Here is a 17,644-nt window from a genome sequence, read left to right on the forward strand (position 1 = left end):
CAAAGCGGCACGGGACCGCGCGCTGCCGGGCGCGCCCTACCGCCGAGGCGGCGGGGCGGTCGAGCCGCGCACTGCCAGATCGGCCGCGACATAGACCGGTTCGGTCGGCAGATCGTCCTGCGCCTGTTCGGCGATGATACGCTCGACCGCCAGCGTGGCGACCGCCGCGATCGGCTGTACCACCGCGGTCAGCGGCGGCGATGCGAAGCGGGCGACCGGCGTGTCGTCGAAGCTGATTATCGAGAGGTCCTCGGGCACCCTCAGCCCACGTTCGCGGGCATATTCGAGCGTGGCGATCGCCATCTGGTCGCTGCTGGCGATGATCGCCGTCGGGGGATCGGCGGCGGCCAGCAGGCTGTTCGCCGCCGCCCGGCCCGATGCATAGTCGAAATTGCCGGGCGCGAGCAGGTCGTCGGCAAGTCCCGCTTCGGCCAGCGCGGCACGCCATCCGGTCACGCGCCAGCCGCTCAGTTCATAATCGGTCGCCCCGGCGATCAGGCCGATCCGGCGATGGCCGAGCGCGATCAGATGGTCGGTCGCCATCCGCGCGGCATCTTCGTCACCCATGATCAGCGAAAATCCGGGACCGGGCGTCAGCGATCCGATCCGCGCGATGCTGATGCCGTGGCGCTCTAGGAGGTCGAGGATGACCGGGTCCTGCGAATGCGGCGGGGTCAGGATCACGCCGTCCGGTCGCAACGCACCGATCGCGCCCAGCAGTTCGCGCTCGATATGGTCGCTATGCGTATCGACCAGCTCGAGGATCAGACGATAGCCGTGCCGTCCGCAGGTCAGCATCCCGCCGAGCAGCATCTGGTCGACCCAGTCGGTACCTTCGCGGTTCTGCCAGCCGGCGATCGTGCGGTCGCGGTCGTTGAGCGCGAGGATCAGGCGCGATTTCGATCCGCCCATGCGCTGCGCCGCGATCAGCGGGACATAGCCCAGCCGGTTGATCGAGCCGCGCACCCGCTCCGCCATTTCGGGGCGGACATTGGGTTCGTTGTTGATGACCCGGCTGACGGTCTGCAGCGACACCCCGGCATCGGCCGCGACATGCTTGATCGTCACCGCCTGACGACGGCGTGGCATCAGGGTCGATCCGCTGGGCAATAGCGCGCGACATAGTCGCCGTGCGGCGGCATCGTCGCGACGGTATCCGCCACCTGCCGCCGAATCATCGACAACAGCCGGTCGAGCTCCGCATCGCTCAGCTTGTCGGCGATCGGGTGATAGCCCTCCGGTACGATCCCCTGCCCCATCATCACCTGCACCCAGCTATTCTCGCCGAACAATTCCTCGTTGCGGCGGAATACCCGTCCGCTCTGGCGGAACAAGTCGATTTTCTGTTGCAGCGTCGTCGGTACGTCCATGGCGGCACATTGCCGCCAGAACGGAGAGTCGCGCCGGTCGGTAACCTTGTAATGCAGGATCAGGAAGTCGCGGATCTGTTCCATGTCCTGCAGCTGCTGGTCGTTGAATTCGGCGACGTCCGCTGGCCGGATGCCCCCTTGCGGGAATAGTCGCAGCAGCCGCAGCACGGCGCGCTGGATCAGGTGGATGCTGGTGGATTCCAGCGGCTCCATGAACCCGCCGGACAGGCCGATGGCGACGCAGTTGCGATGCCATTGCTTCCGCCGCGCGCCCGTCGTGAAGCGCAGGAAATTGGGTTCGGTCCGCACCGCGCCTTCGACATTGCCCATCAGCCGGTCGAGCGCGCCGTCACGGTCGAGATATCGGCTGCAATAGACGATGCCGTTGCCGACCCGGTGTTGCAGCGGGATGCGCCATTGCCACCCCGCATCATGCGCCATCGCGCGGGTATAGGGCAGCGGCGGCCCGACGCTTTCGGTCTGCACCGCGATCGCCGCATCGCACGGCAACCAGTGCGTCCAGTCGTCGAAGCCAGCGTGCAGCGTCCCTTCGATCAGCAGCGCGCGGAAACCGGTGCAGTCGAGGAACAGGTCGCCCTCGATCCGCCGATCCCCGTCGAGCAGCAGCGCGGCGATATCGCCGGTTTCGCCGTCAAGTTCGACCCGGGCGATGCGCCCCTCGACCCGCTGCGTGCCGTCGCGCTCGGCCATATTGCGCAGGAATTGGGCATAGCGGCCGGAATCCAGCTGATAGGCATAGTTGGTCGCGTCGCCCGGCAGATGCGCGAACTTGCCCTGCAACGCCGCGACCAGCTCGGTGCAATAGTCGTCATAGGGCCGTTCATGCCCCCGCGTCCGACCGTTCAGCCAGTAATGCTGGAACCCCGCCGCCCAATGATCGCGCCCGGTGGTGCCGAACGAATGGAAATAGCGGCTGTCCGGGGTGTGCCACCCGTCGAACAGGATGCCGAGCTTGAAGGTCGCGGCGGTGGCGGCCATGAACTCGGCCTCGTTGATGCCGAGCAAGCGGTTATAAGTGACCAGCGGCGGGATGGTGGACTCGCCGACCCCGACCGTCCCGATCGCCTCGGATTCGACCAACGTCACCTCGACCATGCGGCCCATCGTCCGGGCGATGGCGGCGGCGGCCATCCAGCCGGCGGTGCCGCCCCCGGCGATCACGACGCGCGTGACGCTCATTTGGCCAGCTGCCTCAGCAGGAAGTTGCGCAGCCGCTCCGCGCTTTCGGCGGTCAGGGGATCGAGCACGCCGCGCCCGCCCGGCGGCAGGTGCGCGGTCACGGCATCGTCGTTGGCGAATACATAATGGTCGAACACCGCCCGCCAATGTGCCTTCTGATCGTCGGGCAGGTCACGAATGGCGAGGATCGCGTGATGCAGCGCGTCCTGCGGCTGGCCGAACCAGCGCGGCTGATCGCGCCACCAATAGTTGACGAGGATGTTGAACGGCGCCAGCCCCTCGACATGATGCCACCATAGCGACGGGATTTGGATCGCATCGCCCGGCTCCAGCTCGGCGACCTGTGCGTGGCGGAGCGCTTGGGCAAAGCGGGGATGCCGTTGCGGATCGGGTGCGGTGAAATCGACCATCGACACCGCACGCCCGGCTGGCGTGTTGTCCAGCGGCCCCAGATGGAGGTTGACGAACTGGTCGGGCGGAAACAGCGTGAAGCGCCGCCGACCAGCCGCCACGCAGGCGAGGTTCGCCGGCAGGTCGTTATGCGCGGCGATCCGCGTGCGGGTGCCGATCCAGATGCTCGCCAGCGGTTCGCGCGTCCCCAGATCGACCCGGTTCGCCTCGGCCAGCCCGTCGAAGAACCCGCGCAGGTCGATCGACGCAAGGTAGATCGGCCGGCCATCGACCGCGTCCTCCTCGCGCGCGATCTGCCCCAATATGTCGGGCAGCTTCGCCCGGACGGTGGCGAAGTTCATCGCCATAGCATCGTCGTAGAACAGCCGGTCGCCGCCGCCCGGCCGGCCGATCGACACGGTGAAGGGAATGTCGCGGTGATGCTGCACCAGATAGTCGCGTGCCGCCTGCGACGACTGCCGAGCCGCCTCGACCAGCGGCCAGTCGGTCACCAGCCCTCGCACCACGAACGGCGCCGTCGCCTCGCGCAGCAACCGGTCGAGCGTGGCGGCGTCGCCAGCCTCGACCTCGGCGATCGTCGGCAGGTCAGCCATGCCGGTTCTTGCGCGCGATCAGGGCGGGCAGATTGGCGAGCGACGCGATCGCCATATAGATCGGCAGCAGATGCCCGTCGGCGTTCAACCGCCCGAGCGTCGCGGCGTCCAGCTCGGCCACCCGTTCCTCGGCGATGCAGTGGAACCCGACCAGCCGGTTGGTCGACCCGTCGTCCAGCGTCACCTCCAGCGTGAAGGGTTCGAGCAGGCCGTACCGGTCGAGCGCGTCCATGAACGCCGCCGATCCGCGATAGCCCGCGTCGAGCGCGCCCAGCCGTTCGAGGATCACCTCCAGATAGGGCGACGGCCGGCCCTCCCGATCGAAGATTCGCACCCCGTCGTCGCTCGACAGGCGCGGGCTGGCCATGTCGATCACCGCCTTGGGCGTCGTATCGCCATCGGGTGCGCCGCCGATCAGGAACGGCTGGATATCGATCGACAGCGGCAGATAGGGCGCATCCCAGCGGCCATCGGCCAGAAACAGATTCTCGCCCGCATCGAAACCGAACAGCGCGAGCGGTACGAAGCCGTCGCGTTCGCGGTTCTGGCGGAACAGGATCGGATAGCTCGCCTGCACCTGACGGAATTCGTCCGGCACGACCAGCGCGGTCATCACCCCGTCGCCCAGCTCGACCGAACGTTCGCGGCGGACCCGCAGATCGCGATGCGCGGCGACGTTCAACAATTGATGATCAGACATGGGCCATTCCGGTCGGAGGAGTAAGGGCGCGCAGATAGGCGCGGTTGGTCGGCAGGCTGGCGGCGAGCGTCCGCGCGCGTTGCCGCACCTGATGCAGCGCGCTCGCGGTGCAGGGATGCGGGCGCAGCGCGCTGGGCGGCGGCGGGCTTACGCCCATGCCGTACAGCACATATTGATGGCTCGCCGCCGGAAAGATTTCGTCGGCATGCGCAAAGTCGGCGGGCGACGGTGGCTGCATCGGCCACAGCGCCATCCGATCGCGGAGCGACTCCGTCCAGCTGCCCGGATCGCGATGGGCACACCAATAGGGCGTGTAGCGCTCGCTCAGCGCGTAATGGAGCTTCAGGAAATCGACGATCCGATTCCAGCGATAGCGGAACAGATCGTTGAACCGCCGCGCCAGCAGCGGCATGGCGCTCCGATCCGCCGGAAAGCCGTCGAGCAGCGCGTCGATCGACAATTCGATCAGCACGATCGCGGATGCTTCGAGCGGTTCGAGGAAGCCGGCGGACAGGCCGATGGCGACGCAATTGCCCTGCCAGAAGCGCTCGCGATGCGCCGAGCGGAAGCGGAGCTGGCGGTACGCCAGCGCCGCCGCTTCCGCCCCCGGCGCGGTCCTCGACAGATACTCGCGTAACGTCGCTTCCGCCGCGTCATCGCTCAGGAAATCGGACGCATAGACGCAGCCGACGCCGCGCCTGCTCGGCAGACCGATGTCCCAGATCCAGCCGGCATCATGCGCGGTCGCATTGGTCTGCGACGCGATCGGGCTGTCCGGCGCGACCGGCACCTGCACCGCCAGCGCACGGTCGTTGAACAGGATGGGGGTATGGTCGATCGTCCCGATCCCGAAATGCCCCCCGATCAGCAGCGCGGCGTGCCCGGTGCAATCGAGGAACAGGTCTCCCGCAATCCGTCCCGCCCCCCGCGTCAGGACGGCGGCGATGTCGCCATCGTCCGCCGCCTCGACCCCGGTCACATGATCGCGGACATGCCGCACGCCCAGCCGGTTGCAGGCGGCATCGCGCAGCAGCGCGGCAAACTTTCCCGCATCGAGGTGATAGCCATAGTTGAGCGCCCCGGCATAGGGCGCCATCCCCGGCTGGCGCGGGGCAAGGTCGTCGGCGCAGACCGCCGGCTGAGCGCAGACCGCCTCCGCAAAACGCCCGCCATCCCATGCCCGCAGCAGATCGGCGGCGGGCACATCGGCCGGCGCGGTAAAGGGGTGGTAATAGAAATCGTCCAGCGCGCCGGTGCGCCATCCATCGAAGCGCGAACCCTGCTTGAAGGACGCGTCGGCGGAGCGGAGGAAGGTAGCCTCGTCGATGCCGATCCGTGCCAGCGTGCCGCGCATCGTCGGCCACGTCCCTTCGCCCACGCCGATCGTGGCGACGTCGGGCGATTCGATCAGCGTCACCGCCAGGGGTTCGGCGGCATGAGGGTCGGCCGCCGCCGCGATGCGGCACGCGGCGAGCCACCCGGCGGTTCCCCCGCCGACGACCACGATCTGCCTGACCCGCTGCGTCACCCTCATCCGGTCCCGTTATCGGTCGCCGGGCGGCATGACCCGCCCGGCGACCCCTGGTGCGATCAGAAGCTGAACCGCACGCCGCCGGTATAGCGCGCAAAGCCCGGCTGCGCGAACGTCACGAAGTTTTCGTTGCGGCGGTGGCCGCGACGTCCTTCGCCGGTCAGGTTGATCGCTTCGGCGAACAGCGTCAGCCCCTTGCGGAACTCGTAGCTGACGCTCGCATCGACCTGCCCGTACGCTTCGACATAGGTCGGGTTCGGGTTGCCGCCGGCATAGAACTTGTCGCGCCAGTTATACGCGACACGTCCCTGCAGGCCCGCCTTGTCATAGAACAGCACCGCGTTCGCGCTGTCGCTTAGGCCCGCCAATGCGAACTGACCGACATTGGGGTCGAGCGCGTTGTTGAACTTCGCGTCGCCCCGCACGATCGTATAGTTCAGGATCGTGCCGAAGCCGGTGTCCCAGAAGCTGTGCTGGATCGCGAATTCGAACCCGTCGAGCGTCGCCGTCTGGTCCGAATTGAACGGCGTGCCGATCCGGAAATCGACCAGCCCGTCTTCGGGCAGACCCAGGATACGGCCGGTATAATAGCCGTTGACGTCGAGGATAGGGGCCCCGGCCGCATTGCGCGCGACCTCCACGCCCTGCGTGAAGTTGCGCAGGATATAGTCGCGGATGCGCCCGGTGTCGGTCGTTCCGCCCAAGGCCGCCTGCGCCGCACGGAAGCGGGGACCGTTGGCGGGGTTGCGCAGGTCGAATGCCGAGCGCTGCACTTCCTGCGAATTGATGAAGTTGCTGACGTTCTTGCGAAAATATCCGGCAGAGACGTAGCTGGTCGGCGCGTAATACCACTCCGCCGACACGTCCATGTTCTTCGACAGGAACGGCACGAGGTTCGGATTGCCCTGCAACCCGCCGCCGCCGGCAATGCCGAACTGGCGGTTGAGCGTCAGACCACCTTGCAGGCTGTTGTAATCGGCGCGGGTGATGGTGTGGCTGTACGATGCGCGCAGCTTGACGTTGTCCAGCACCTCCATGTCGAAATCGACTGCCGGCAACCAGTTGTCGTAGCTGCCCTTGCTGGTCAGGAAGTCGCTCTGCGGCGAATAGACGACGTTGAACTCGCCCTGCGCGACCCATGCCGTACCGACCGGGATCGGCGTCAGCGACGACGAACTGACCGTCGTCTGGTCATAGCGGACACCGGCGATCAGGTGCGAACGACGACCGAGCAGATCGAACGCGTTGTTGACCTGGATGAAGGGCGAGATCGTCTTTTCGGTGATGCGCCGGTCGGCCTCGAAGCTGGCGAGGCAGTTGCCGTCGCCGCCGCAGATGCCGAACCGGCTGTCGAGCAGGTCGACCATCCGTTCGAAATCGAACTTGTAATAGGCCGGGATGATCCCGTCCTTCGCGCCACTCACCCCACGGAACTTGTCGGGCAGCGACACGCGGGTGAACAGGTCGTCGGGCAGGTCCGCCGGCGTGCCGACGCCGCCCCAGGTATCATTCTGTACGAAACCGTATGCCGAACGGACCTGGTTGTTGACGTAGGAAAAGCCGAAATCGATCGAATCGAGGAAGCTGCCGTCATGGTCGTAATGACCGCTCAGCTGCACCTGGTTGATCTCGTCCCGGAAATAGGCGTTGCGGAACGAATTGCCGGTCGCGTTGATCAGCGCCGGGTTCAGCGCGTCGATGCCCGGCTGCATCACGTAGGAGATGACCGGCAGGTCCTTGGTGAAATCGACCGTCTGCGACGCGACGCCGAAGATCGCCGACCCGACCGAGGTGCTGGAGCCGAAGCGGTTGGTCGGCTTCGATTCCGCGGTCGAATGATGCGCGTCGAGCGTCACGGTGACGCCGCCCGGCGCCTCCCATTTCAGGTTGCCGCCGAGCGACTTGTTCTCGCTGACATTGGCGGTCAGCGATCCGCTGTACGACAGGTCCTTACCCGGCCCGAACCGCTCGGTGTAGAATACCGGTCCGGCGGCCGGTCCATCGGTCCACTCGCTCGACGTGTCGCCGAAGTTGAACCAGATGCCGACGCTGCTGTCGCGCGCCTCCACCTTGTTGCGCGAATAGGTGAAGTCGACGGTCGCGGTCAGCGATTCCACCGGACGATATTGCAGCACGACCTGCCCGTTGATCCGCTCGCGACGGATGTCGGTCAGGTTGTAGGCCGCGCTTTGGGGAACTTCGTAGACGTCGGTCGGGCCGGGGCGGTTGATGACGTTCGGCCCTTCGGCGCCGAGCGTCCCCCAGTCGTTCTCGGTGCCGAGGAACGCATTGCCGAACCCGACCGAACCGGTGTTCACGCTGGCGTTGCGCTTCTGATAGCTGCCCGACACGAGGAAGCCGAACTGGTCCTCGCTGCCGAAGGTGCTGCTGAACACGCCCGACAGTTCCGGCGTGATCTGATCCTTGCCGTTCTGCGACGTGTCGATCATGCCCTTGGCCGCGACCGATCCGCGGATGCCGGGACGGTCGAGCGGACGCGGCGTCTTGATGTTGATCGTCGAACCGATACCGCCCGACGGCACGGCGGCGCGGCCGGTCTTGTAGACCTCGACCCCGGCAATGCCTTCGGATGCGATATTGGCGAAGTCGTACGAGCGCGAGGCCGGCGCGCTGGCGCCATCGCCCAGCGTCGAGGTCGGCAGCTGGCGGCCGTTCAGTACGACGAGGTTATATTCGGGACCGAAGCCGCGCACGGTGACGGTCGAGCCTTCGCCATTGGCGCGGTCGATCGACACGCCGGTGATGCGCTGGAGCGACTCCGCCAGGTTCGTGTCGGGGAACTTGCCGATATCCTCGGCGCTGATCGCGTCGACCACGCCCTGCGCGTTGCGCTTGATGTTCAGCGCGTCGCGAAGGCTGGCGCGGATCCCGGTGACGAGGATTTCGTCGCCTTCGACTTCGGGCGCGTCCGCGGTCTGGATTTCGGAATCGCCGGGCTGGCCGAGCGTCGCGGCGGCGTCCTGCGCCAGCGCCGGTGCCGCAACCGCGACCAATGCACTGGCCGAAGCCCCGATCATCCAACGCGAAACGGTGCGAGTGGCGGTGCCACGCATGTCCTTCCTCCCCTGCTTTCGTGCGCGTCCTATTTGCGCGCATATTGAGAACGTTCACTTGAACAGGCCGAAGGGGGTGTCAAGCCACGCGCAGAGGAAATGTGAACATTCTCACGAAAGTGATGCCGGAAGGCCACGTTGACCGCGTTGTCATACCGACCGGCCGAATTTGAACGACTTACGGACGGACCATCATGCAACCCAGCGTCGTTGCGCCACTAGGGTCGGTCGCCCATCCGCTCGCCCAGCCGCACGGTCCGCTCTGGGGCCCAGTCGGGCCTGAAGGCGATCCGACCACGCCCGAACAGCATCACGACCGTCGACCCCAGCAGGAAGCGGCCCATCTCCTCGCCCTGGGCGAGCGTGATGTCGCGGTCGGCATAGCTCCATTCGGACAGCTTGCCCGTCCGCTTCGCGTTGACCACGCCATGCCACGGCGTTGCGATGCTGCCGACGATCGTCGCGCCGACCAACACCATCACGAAGCGGCCATGCTCGACGGAATCGAACACGCACACCACCCGCTCGTTCCGCGCGAACAGGTTCGGCACGCCGCGCGCGGTCACCGGGTTTACCGAAAACAGCGCGCCCGGCACATGGATCATCCGCACCAGCCGCCCGGCGCAGGGCATGTGCAGCCGGTGATAGTCCTTGGGCGACAGGTACAGATTGGCGAAACTGCCATGCTGGAACTGCGCGGCGAGCGAAGCGTCGCCGCCGACCAGATCGGTCGTGGTGAAGCGATGCCCCTTCGCCTGCACGATATGATGGTCGTCGATCGGCCCCAACTGGCTGATCGCGCCGTCGACCGGACAGACGAAATCCGCCGCCGCGATCGGGCGGGCACCGGGCTTCAGCGGGCGGGTGAAGAAGTCGTTGAAGCTCGCATAGCTGGCAATGTCCGGATTCGCCGCCTCGTCCATGTCGACGCCGTATTTCGCCACGAACCAGCGGATCAGCCGCCTCGTGAACGCCCCGCCCCGCGCGCCCGCGATGCGACCGGCCAGGACGGTCAGCCGCTGCTTGGGCAGCACATGTTGCAGCATCACTTTCAACGTATCGGACATCGACTTCTCGACCATGACGGGATCTGCCCTTGTAGGGGCATTCTCCGCCACGTCGATCCTTCGCGGCGTCAGGCGGTCAGCCAGTTCCGCAACAGCATCGTCACCTCGCCCGATCGCTCCATCGGCGACAAATGGCCGCAGTTGCGCAGGATGTGGAACCGCGCACCGGGAATACGCTCGGCCAATGCCGCCGCATCCTCTACCCGGCAGATCAGGTCGCGATCCCCGACCGCGACCAGCGCCGGCACCCGCACCGCCGCGATCGCCGTGTCGAGGTCGGGCCGGGCGAGCAGCGCGCGCTGCTGCCGTTCGAACACGTCCGTCCCGACGCGCTCGGCCATCGCCTGCACCGGCCCGCTGACGATCGGGGTCAGCATCGGATCGGCATGCGGCGCGGTGGCGAGCAATCCCTGTTCGCCGACCGTCCGGGTGCGCATCTCCATGCTCGCCCGCGTTCCGAACAGCGCGACGCGCAGGACACGCTCGGGCGCCTGCCGAATCATCTCCAGCGCGACATAGCCGCCGAGGCTGACGCCCGCGACCGCGAAGCGCGGCGGCGCATGGGCCAGCACCCGTGCCGCCATCGCCGACAGGCTGTCGTCGACGGTCAGGTCGCCCAGTTCCGGATGGGCGATGTCGCCCAGGTCGACGACCTGCCGCGCCCAAAGCTGACCATCGCAGCCCATGGCAGGAAGCAGGACGAGCGGGATCGAAGGCTGGTTCATGGCAAGCTCCGGCAAGATCAGGCGAACAACGCCAGCACACCGCGCGAGGGATCGGTCAGCCCCTCATAGATCATGCGGCACGCGACATAGAGGATGACGGCCAGCCCGATATAGGCGACCCAGCGATAGCGTTCGATCACGCGCGCCAGCACATTGGCGGCAACCCCCATCAGCGCGACCGACAGGATCAGCCCGACGGCGAGGATACCGGGATGGTCCCGGGCCGCCCCGGCCACCGCCAGCACATTGTCGAGGCTCATCGACACGTCGGCGATGGCAACGGCCCAGGCGGCGCTGGCGAAGCTGCGCGGCGGGGCCTGCGTCACGGCATCCCCGCTGTCGTCCGGTCCCCGCAGCTCACGCCACATCTTCCATGCGACCCACACCAGCAGCAGCCCGCCGGCAAAGACCAGCCCGGTCACCTGTAACAGCTGCGTGACGAGCAACGCGAAGACGACCCTGAGCAGCAGCGCCGCACCGACCCCGATCAGGATCACCTTGCGTCGCATATCCGCCGGCAGGCCCGCCGCCAACGCCCCGACGACGATCGCATTGTCCGCCGCCAGCATCACGTCGATCAGCACCACCTGTCCGAACGCGGCCAGCGCGGAGGGACTGCCGATATTGGCGAAATCGGCGACGATATGGCTCCACAATTCGGTCACGCGATCAGCTCACGAACGGGAAGGCGAGCACGGCCATTCCGACCAGCGTCATCACCACGCAGACCATGGTCGCCGGGATCAGCGTGAAACGCTGATGATCGGCGAGGTCGATCCCGGCGAGGCTGACCAGCAGATAGGTCGAGGGCACCAGCGGGCTGAGCAGATGCACCGGCTGCCCCATCAGCGACGCCCGCGCGATGGCGATCGGCGACACGCCATAATGCGCGCCCGCTTCGGCCAGGATCGGGAGCATCCCGAAATAAAAGGCGTCGTTGGAGATGAAGAAGGTGAAGGGCAGGCTGAGCAGCGCGGTGATCGGCGCCATATAAGGCCCCATGGCCGGCGGGATGAGCCCGACGACTTCCTTGCTCATCGCCTCCACCATGCCGGTGCCCGACAGGATGCCGGTGAAGATGCCCGCGGCGAAGATCAGCGACACGACCGACAGGACATTGCCGGCATGGGCGGAAATCCGCTCCTTCTGTTCGGCGACCTGCGGATAGTTGACGATCATCGCAATGGCGAAGGCCAGCATCATCAGCACCGACAGCGGCAGCACGCCCAGCACCAGCCCGGCGATCAGCGCCAGCGTCAGCGCCCCGTTGAACCAGCGCAGGTGATAGCGGCGCGCCTCCGGAAACTGCGACACCGCCATGCCGGTGAACGCGGTCGGGCCATTGGCCTTCACATGGCCGATCCGGCGACGCTCCTTGCGCCCGAACCACACGGCCAGACCGATCAGGAAGGCAAGCCCGGCGATCATCCCCGGCACCAGCGGCAGGAACAGCGTCGCCGGATCGAGCTTCAGCGCGCTGGCGGCACGCGCGGTCGGGCCGCCCCATGGCGTCAGGTTCATGACCCCGCTGGTGCTCATCAACAGGCAGCACAGGTACAGCCGGTTCATGTCGTACCGCTTGTACAGCGGCAGCAGCGCGGCGATCGTGATGATATAGGTCGTCGACCCATCGCCATCCAGGCTGACGATCGCGCACAGCACCACGGTCCCGATCAGGATCAGCAGCGGGTCGCCATGCACCACCCTCAACAGCCGGTTGACCAGCGGGTCGAACAGGCCGGTATCGGTCATGATCGAAAAGAACAGGATCGCGAACAACAGCATCACGCCCGTCGGCGCGAGGTTCTTGATCCCGTCGATCATCATGTCGCCGATGCCACCGGCAAAGCCGGCGAACAGCGCGAAGGCGGTGGGCACGGTGATCAGCGCGACCAGCGGCGTCATCCGCTTGGTCATGATGAGCGTCATGAAGGTGGCCACCATCAGGAAGCCGAGCAGGGCGAGGTTCATAGGATGCTCCCGGGGGGGGATCAGAAGGTGACGGCGATGCGGGTCATGACGGTCTGCCCGTCATCGGGGCCGACAAAGGCACCGGCGCGGTTGTCGGTGTTCCAGTGGACGACGTTGAACTGGAACCGGGTGAAGCTGTTGAGATACCAGTTGGCACCGAGCGTCGCGGCCCATCCCTGCCCACCGGTCAGCAGATCGCTGTAATCGAGATTCTCGTAGCGCGCGGTCAGCTCGATCGCGCCGGGACCGCCTTCGAAGATCGGCCTCAACACGCGCGGTTGCCCGAAGCTGCCGAGGCGCGGGTTGTATGGCGGCAGGTCGCCGGTGACGAACCATCCGCCCGACAGGCTCCATGCCTTGCTGACGAAATCGGGCCGGCCGGCGTCCAATCGCGCATGGCGCTGCCCTGCCTCGCCCATCAGCCAGACCGGGCCGACATAGCCGCCCAGTTCCAGACCATAGCCGGTGGTGCCGGTTCCGCCGGTCAGCGCGCCCGACGACACGCGCAGCGCACCGTTGAAGCGCCCGCCGATCACCGTGTTGCGGGTCAACGTCGTCGCTCCCGCCGCCAGCCCCTCGTCGAACCCCCAGGCCCCCAGATGCAGGACCGAATTGGCGGTCTTGATCGGATTCCAGTGCGCGCGGGCCAGAACGGTGCGGCTGTCATTGCCCGACTGGTTGCCGTCGATCCGGTCGCCGGTGACGGTCAGCGATGCGTGGCCGGTCTTCCAGAACAGGCGCGGCATGATGCCGACGCCATAGAAGCCGCGCTGCGGGATGATCGCGGTCGACACGACGGTACGTTCCATGAACGGCGTCGAATCCGACCCCGTCGATCCTTCGAACCCGCGATCGTTGAACAGGTGGCCGGCGCGTACGTCGTAATCGATGCCCGGCGCGATGCGGTTGCGCCACCCGATGAACGCGGTGACGATATCGACCTCGTTCTCCGAAAAGTCGCTTTCGAACTGGTAGAAGAAGTGGGTGCCCACCCCGCCTTCGAGGCCGAGGCGCAGCGCGCGCATGCCGGTCGTCGTGATGTTGCGTGCGGCATAGTCGGACCCGAAGGTCGAGCTGACGTCGGTCAGGATGCGCCCGCGCGGCTTGAAGGTATAAATACCGTCGGCCGAGTGGAACACCGGCAGGCCCGCGCCCCATTCGGTCGTGACACCCGCCGCATTCGCCTGCCGCGCCTGCGCCACGTCGCGCTCCGCCGGGCCGGGCGGGACCAGCTGCGGCGCGAATGGGCTCGTGACGTTACCGCCGGTCTGCGACGGCGTTTGCGCCATGACGACGGGCGGGGTCACGGGGGCAGGCGCCGGGGCGGGCTGCGATGCCGCGACCCGCGCGCCCTCCAGCCGGTCGAGCCGCGTGCGCAGCGCCGCGATCTCCGCCGCCTGTGCCCTGACCAGCTCCGCCAGTTCCGCCTGGCTCGGCGTCTGGGCGAGCGCGGGCGTGGCGCAGATCAGCGCGGCGATCGCACAGCCGCTACGAAACAACATCATGGCTTCATTCCCTGGGTCAGGATCGCGCGCCATTCGGCGAGGAACCGCCGGCGCTTGATCGTATCGAGATTGACGAGAAGGCCGGGGCCGACGCGGATCGGGCGCTGCTGTTCGGCCGACAGGCGCGGCGCGCGGACATCGCGGCGCACCGGCAACAGCCATTGCTTCGCGAGCAGCCCTTGGCCCGTGCGCGACAGCAGGAAATCGAGGAACAGCTTCGCCCCCGCCGGGCGCTGGGCATTGCGGGCGATGAAGGCGACGCGCGAGGCGACCAGCGTATAGTCGCGCGGGAACACCACCCCGATCCGGGGGTCGCGCTTCGCGGCGGTCAGCGCATAGGGGCCGACGACATTATAGGCGATGGCGATCCGCCCGTCGGCGACCGCATCCAGCATCGGCTCGGTCGTCGGTGACAACCACGGCCGTGTCGCCGCCATCGCCTGGACCAGCGACCGCGTATCGCGGGTGATCGCATAATCTTCTGTCAGATACAGATAGCCGACGTTCGAGCGCGCCGGATCATAGGTCGCGACCTTGCCGGTCAGCGGCTTGCGCCCGGCGCGCAGCAGCGCCTCGAACGCCTCATGGGTGCGCGGCACCCGGCCCGCCGGAATCAGCCGCCGGTTGTAGACGAAGGCGACCGGCTCGGCGGTGACGCCATAACCCATGTTCTTCCACACCGCGTCGGCGGGCAGCGCCGGCTTCTCCGGGCTCTGATAGGCCTGCGCATAGCCGTCGTTGATCAGCTTCGCCTGTAAATCCATGCCCGACGACCAGACCAGATCGGCGACCGGCCGGTTGGCACGCGCTTCGGCCACGACCCGGCGATAGATTTCGCGCGACTCCAGATCCGCATATCGGACGGCGACGCCGGGAAAGGTCCGTTGAAACGCGGCGATCAGCGGTGCCATCGCCGACGCATCGGCATTGCCATAGACGCGCACGACGCGCTCGGCCCGCGCCGCTTCGATCAGCGCGTCATAGGACCGCGGATAGCCCTCGGGCCGCTGCGCCTCTGTGGGGGCCGCCGCGCCGACCAGAATCGCCAACAGGATCGTAAAAGCTTTCATCAGGTCCTCTCGCTTCCCGCATCTCGGTTCGGGTAAGCTCGTATGATGGTGTACGAACCGAACCTGTCATCCGCCTTTCACCGCGCCGGCCGTCGATGCGAATATTGATCGTCGAGGACGACGCGCCGCTCGCGCGCAGCATCGCCGCGTTGCTGCGCGGTGCGGGCCATGCGGTCGACCATGTCGCGACGGGCGAAGACGCGCTGATGGTGCTGGCAACCGAACCCTATGCGCTGGTCGTGCTCGACGTCGGCCTGCCCGATCTCGATGGATTTGCGGTGTTGCAGGCGCTGCGCAAACGCGGCGACCGGGTGCCGGTGCTGATGCTGACCGCGCGCGATGCACTGGACGACCGCGTGCGCGGCCTCGACCTCGGCGCCGACGATTATCTGCGCAAGCCCTTCGCGCCGGAGGAACTGGAGGCGCGCATCCGTGCGCTCGGCCGGCGGCGCGGCGGTGATCCCATGCCTGAACTGGTGATCGGCACGCTCACGCTCAACCGCTCGACCGGGCAGGCGCAGGTGGGTGAACGCCCGCTCGACCTCCGGCGGCGCGAATGGGCGGTGCTCGACGCCCTCGCCACCCGTGCCGGGCAGATCGTCCCGCGCGAAACGCTGCAATCCGAGGTGTTCGGCTATGACGAACCGGTCGGACCCAATGCGATCGAGGTGAACATTACCCGGCTGCGCGGCAAGCTCGCCCCCGACGGACCGGCGATCCGCACCGTGCGCGGCGTGGGCTATCTGCTCGATGCCGGCTGATCCCGGCCGTGCGCCCGCGCTGCGCACCCGGTTGCTGGCGGCGATGCTCGCGCCGATGCTCGCCATCGCGGTGCTGCTGGGCATCGCCGGCGCGGCGCTGATCGCCGATGTCGTACGGCGGACCAACGACCGGGTGCTGGGCGGCGCGCTCGGCGCGATCGCGGAAACGGTGCAGGTGGAGGCGGGCGAAGTCACGATGGACCTGCCCCCCGCCGCGTTCGGCATGCTGGAAAACAGCGAGCGCGACAATGTCTACTACCGGATCGCGGTCGGCGACCGGCTGCTGACCGGCTATGCCGACCTGTCCGCGCCGCGCGTCGCCGACCTCGCACTCGATACGCCGCGCTTTCGCAACGCCGCCTATCGCGACCAACCGATCCGCATCGCGGAGGTACGCCGCTCGCTACCCCGCATCGATCAGCCGGTCGTCGTGCAGGTCGCCGAAACGCTCGACGGGCGTCATGCCCTGCAACGCCGACTGTTCGTCGCATTGCTGATCGGCGAACTGCTGCTGATTGGCGTGGCGATGCTGTTGATCCGTCCGGCGCTCAGCTGGAGCTTGCGCCCCCTCGCCCGCCTGCGCAGCACGATCGCCGCCCGCGATACCCGCGCGACCCCCGACCTATCGCCGCTCGACACCGGTCCGCTCCCCGTCGAGTTGCGCCCGCTGGCCGAGGCCTTCGACCATCTCCTGGCCCGGCTCGACAGCGCGACCGCCGGCATGCGCCGCTTCACCGCCGACGCCTCGCACCAGATGCGCACGCCGCTCGCCGTGCTGAAGCTGCAGGTCGCCCTTGCCCGGCGCGGCGATCCGGCCGCGCTGGGCGAGATCGCCGACGCCGCCGACCGCCTCGAACATCTGGTCAAACAGCTGCTGGCGCTGGCCCGAGCCGAGGAGACCGGAACCGCTCCGCCCTTCGAACCGGTCGATCTGCGCGAATTGGCCATCGCGGTCATCAACCGCCGCATCGCCCAGGCCATCGAGGCAGGCGTCGAGATCGACCTCGAAGCGGAGAACGGCGCGGTCGTCCAAAGTCATCGGACCTTGCTGTTCGAAATCCTGTCGAACCTGGTCGACAACGCGATCCGCTACAACCGGCGAGGTGGCAGGGTCGTGATCGCAGTAGAGGCCGCCGCGCAAGGAACCGCGATCGCCGTCTCCGACAACGGCCCGGGATTGCCGCCGGCCGACCTGCACCGGCTGGGCCACCGCTTCACCCGGCTGTCGAGCAGCCAGGGCAGCGAAGGCAGCGGTTTGGGCTTCGCCATCGTCCGCTCGGCCGCCCAGCGCCTCGGCCTGTCGATTATGGTCGGCGACAACGCCCCCGGCTTGCGCGTCACCTTACGTTTCGACTGACCAGCACGGCTTGCAAGAGAGTGCGGCGGTCCTGACCAGTTTGCCCGGTATTACCCTCGCCCCCTTCGGGCTAGGTCCGATATCCTACGCAATGAGACGCACAGCCGTCAACGAACGCAGACGTTCCGTCGGCGTCACGACGAAGGGGCGCATGCGTGCATCGCGACCGCCCCGAAGGGATGTGGAGCGATCAATCTGTCGTGATGCTCCAAACGCGAACAGCCCGCTGGTTTTTCGGCCAGCGGGCTGTGTGTCGTTGAAACGCGAGCGGCCCGCGTGTCTGCGACAGGCGGGCCGTGTGTTGTATAG

The 17,644-nt window shown here is 67.2% G+C and carries 14 protein-coding genes; 2 read left to right on the top strand and 12 right to left on the bottom strand.

The features are described 5' to 3' along the window. Window positions 1-36 precede the first annotated feature (36 nt). The 12 genes from AVT10_RS11345 to AVT10_RS11400 all read right to left on the bottom strand — a co-directional run bounded on the left by AVT10_RS11345 (window position 37) and on the right by AVT10_RS11400 (window position 15,217). Window positions 37-1,089, bottom strand: a complete 1,053-nt coding sequence (locus AVT10_RS11345; RefSeq protein ID WP_066691294.1) for a LacI family DNA-binding transcriptional regulator — start codon at window positions 1,087-1,089, stop codon at window positions 37-39. After that, window positions 1,089-2,570: a tryptophan halogenase family protein gene (locus tag AVT10_RS11350; protein WP_066691264.1), complete on the bottom strand. Its 1,482-nt coding sequence runs from the start codon at window positions 2,568-2,570 to the stop codon at window positions 1,089-1,091. The genes AVT10_RS11345 and AVT10_RS11350 overlap by 1 nt, the downstream gene beginning before the upstream one ends. Beyond that, window positions 2,567-3,574 (bottom strand): cupin-like domain-containing protein, encoded by a 1,008-nt coding sequence (locus AVT10_RS11355; RefSeq protein WP_066691265.1) that lies wholly within the window; start codon window positions 3,572-3,574, stop codon window positions 2,567-2,569. Before AVT10_RS11355 ends, AVT10_RS11350 begins: the two co-directional genes overlap by 4 nt. Further along, entirely contained in the window at window positions 3,567-4,274 is a 708-nt protein-coding gene (locus AVT10_RS11360) for a SapC family protein (RefSeq protein WP_066691267.1), read from the bottom strand. Before AVT10_RS11360 ends, AVT10_RS11355 begins: the two co-directional genes overlap by 8 nt. Next, window positions 4,267-5,808, bottom strand: a complete 1,542-nt coding sequence (locus AVT10_RS11365) for a tryptophan halogenase family protein (protein WP_066691269.1) — start codon at window positions 5,806-5,808, stop codon at window positions 4,267-4,269. Before AVT10_RS11365 ends, AVT10_RS11360 begins: the two co-directional genes overlap by 8 nt. A gap of 56 nt (window positions 5,809-5,864) precedes the next feature. Further along, complete coding sequence (locus AVT10_RS11370; protein WP_232307990.1) at window positions 5,865-8,843, bottom strand: TonB-dependent receptor; 2,979 nt, start codon at window positions 8,841-8,843, stop codon at window positions 5,865-5,867. Between the two features lie 254 nt (window positions 8,844-9,097). Next, window positions 9,098-9,925 carry an archaetidylserine decarboxylase gene (gene asd, locus AVT10_RS11375; RefSeq protein ID WP_232307992.1) on the bottom strand — a complete coding sequence of 276 codons (828 nt, stop codon included), beginning with the start codon at window positions 9,923-9,925 and terminating at the stop codon, window positions 9,098-9,100. Between the two features lie 89 nt (window positions 9,926-10,014). Further along, complete coding sequence (locus AVT10_RS11380) at window positions 10,015-10,671, bottom strand: alpha/beta fold hydrolase (protein ID WP_157092760.1); 657 nt, start codon at window positions 10,669-10,671, stop codon at window positions 10,015-10,017. Window positions 10,672-10,688: 17 nt separating this feature from the next. Next, window positions 10,689-11,336: a TerC family protein gene (locus AVT10_RS11385; protein WP_066691276.1), complete on the bottom strand. Its 648-nt coding sequence runs from the start codon at window positions 11,334-11,336 to the stop codon at window positions 10,689-10,691. A 4-nt stretch (window positions 11,337-11,340) separates the two neighbouring features. Further along, window positions 11,341-12,642 carry a CitMHS family transporter gene (locus AVT10_RS11390; protein ID WP_066691279.1) on the bottom strand — a complete coding sequence of 434 codons (1,302 nt, stop codon included), beginning with the start codon at window positions 12,640-12,642 and terminating at the stop codon, window positions 11,341-11,343. Between the two features lie 20 nt (window positions 12,643-12,662). After that, window positions 12,663-14,147 carry an OprO/OprP family phosphate-selective porin gene (locus tag AVT10_RS11395; protein ID WP_232307991.1) on the bottom strand — a complete coding sequence of 495 codons (1,485 nt, stop codon included), beginning with the start codon at window positions 14,145-14,147 and terminating at the stop codon, window positions 12,663-12,665. Then, window positions 14,144-15,217, bottom strand: coding sequence for an ABC transporter substrate-binding protein (locus tag AVT10_RS11400; RefSeq protein ID WP_066691284.1), 1,074 nt, complete (start codon window positions 15,215-15,217; stop codon window positions 14,144-14,146). Before AVT10_RS11400 ends, AVT10_RS11395 begins: the two co-directional genes overlap by 4 nt. Window positions 15,218-15,312: 95 nt before the next feature. Between AVT10_RS11400 and AVT10_RS11405 the strand changes: the two genes are divergently transcribed. Beyond that, complete coding sequence (locus AVT10_RS11405; protein WP_066691286.1) at window positions 15,313-15,978, top strand: response regulator; 666 nt, start codon at window positions 15,313-15,315, stop codon at window positions 15,976-15,978. Beyond that, on the top strand, window positions 15,968-17,335 hold the full coding sequence (locus AVT10_RS11410; RefSeq protein WP_066691288.1) for a sensor histidine kinase: 1,368 nt from the start codon (window positions 15,968-15,970) through the stop codon (window positions 17,333-17,335). Before AVT10_RS11405 ends, AVT10_RS11410 begins: the two co-directional genes overlap by 11 nt. The last annotated feature ends 309 nt before the right edge of the window (window positions 17,336-17,644 follow it).

This window comes from Sphingomonas hankookensis, from assembly GCF_001619955.1.
Taxonomy (GTDB): domain Bacteria; phylum Pseudomonadota; class Alphaproteobacteria; order Sphingomonadales; family Sphingomonadaceae; genus Sphingomonas; species Sphingomonas hankookensis_A.

Excerpts from the sequence above, each read along its gene's own strand:
- AVT10_RS11345 (WP_066691294.1), bottom strand. The coding sequence starts at position 1,089 with ATGCCACGCCGTCGTCAGGCGGTGACGATCAAGCATGTCGCGGCCGAT.
- AVT10_RS11350 (WP_066691264.1), bottom strand. The coding sequence starts at position 2,570 with ATGAGCGTCACGCGCGTCGTGATCGCCGGGGGCGGCACCGCCGGCTGG.
- AVT10_RS11355 (WP_066691265.1), bottom strand. The coding sequence starts at position 3,574 with ATGGCTGACCTGCCGACGATCGCCGAGGTCGAGGCTGGCGACGCCGCC.
- AVT10_RS11360 (WP_066691267.1), bottom strand. The coding sequence starts at position 4,274 with ATGTCTGATCATCAATTGTTGAACGTCGCCGCGCATCGCGATCTGCGG.
- AVT10_RS11365 (WP_066691269.1), bottom strand. The coding sequence starts at position 5,808 with ATGAGGGTGACGCAGCGGGTCAGGCAGATCGTGGTCGTCGGCGGGGGA.
- AVT10_RS11370 (WP_232307990.1), bottom strand. The coding sequence starts at position 8,843 with ATGATCGGGGCTTCGGCCAGTGCATTGGTCGCGGTTGCGGCACCGGCG.
- asd (WP_232307992.1), bottom strand. The coding sequence starts at position 9,925 with ATGCTGCAACATGTGCTGCCCAAGCAGCGGCTGACCGTCCTGGCCGGT.
- AVT10_RS11380 (WP_157092760.1), bottom strand. The coding sequence starts at position 10,671 with ATGAACCAGCCTTCGATCCCGCTCGTCCTGCTTCCTGCCATGGGCTGC.
- AVT10_RS11390 (WP_066691279.1), bottom strand. The coding sequence starts at position 12,642 with ATGAACCTCGCCCTGCTCGGCTTCCTGATGGTGGCCACCTTCATGACG.
- AVT10_RS11395 (WP_232307991.1), bottom strand. The coding sequence starts at position 14,147 with ATGATGTTGTTTCGTAGCGGCTGTGCGATCGCCGCGCTGATCTGCGCC.
- AVT10_RS11400 (WP_066691284.1), bottom strand. The coding sequence starts at position 15,217 with ATGAAAGCTTTTACGATCCTGTTGGCGATTCTGGTCGGCGCGGCGGCC.
- AVT10_RS11405 (WP_066691286.1), top strand. The coding sequence starts at position 15,313 with ATGCGAATATTGATCGTCGAGGACGACGCGCCGCTCGCGCGCAGCATC.
- AVT10_RS11410 (WP_066691288.1), top strand. The coding sequence starts at position 15,968 with ATGCCGGCTGATCCCGGCCGTGCGCCCGCGCTGCGCACCCGGTTGCTG.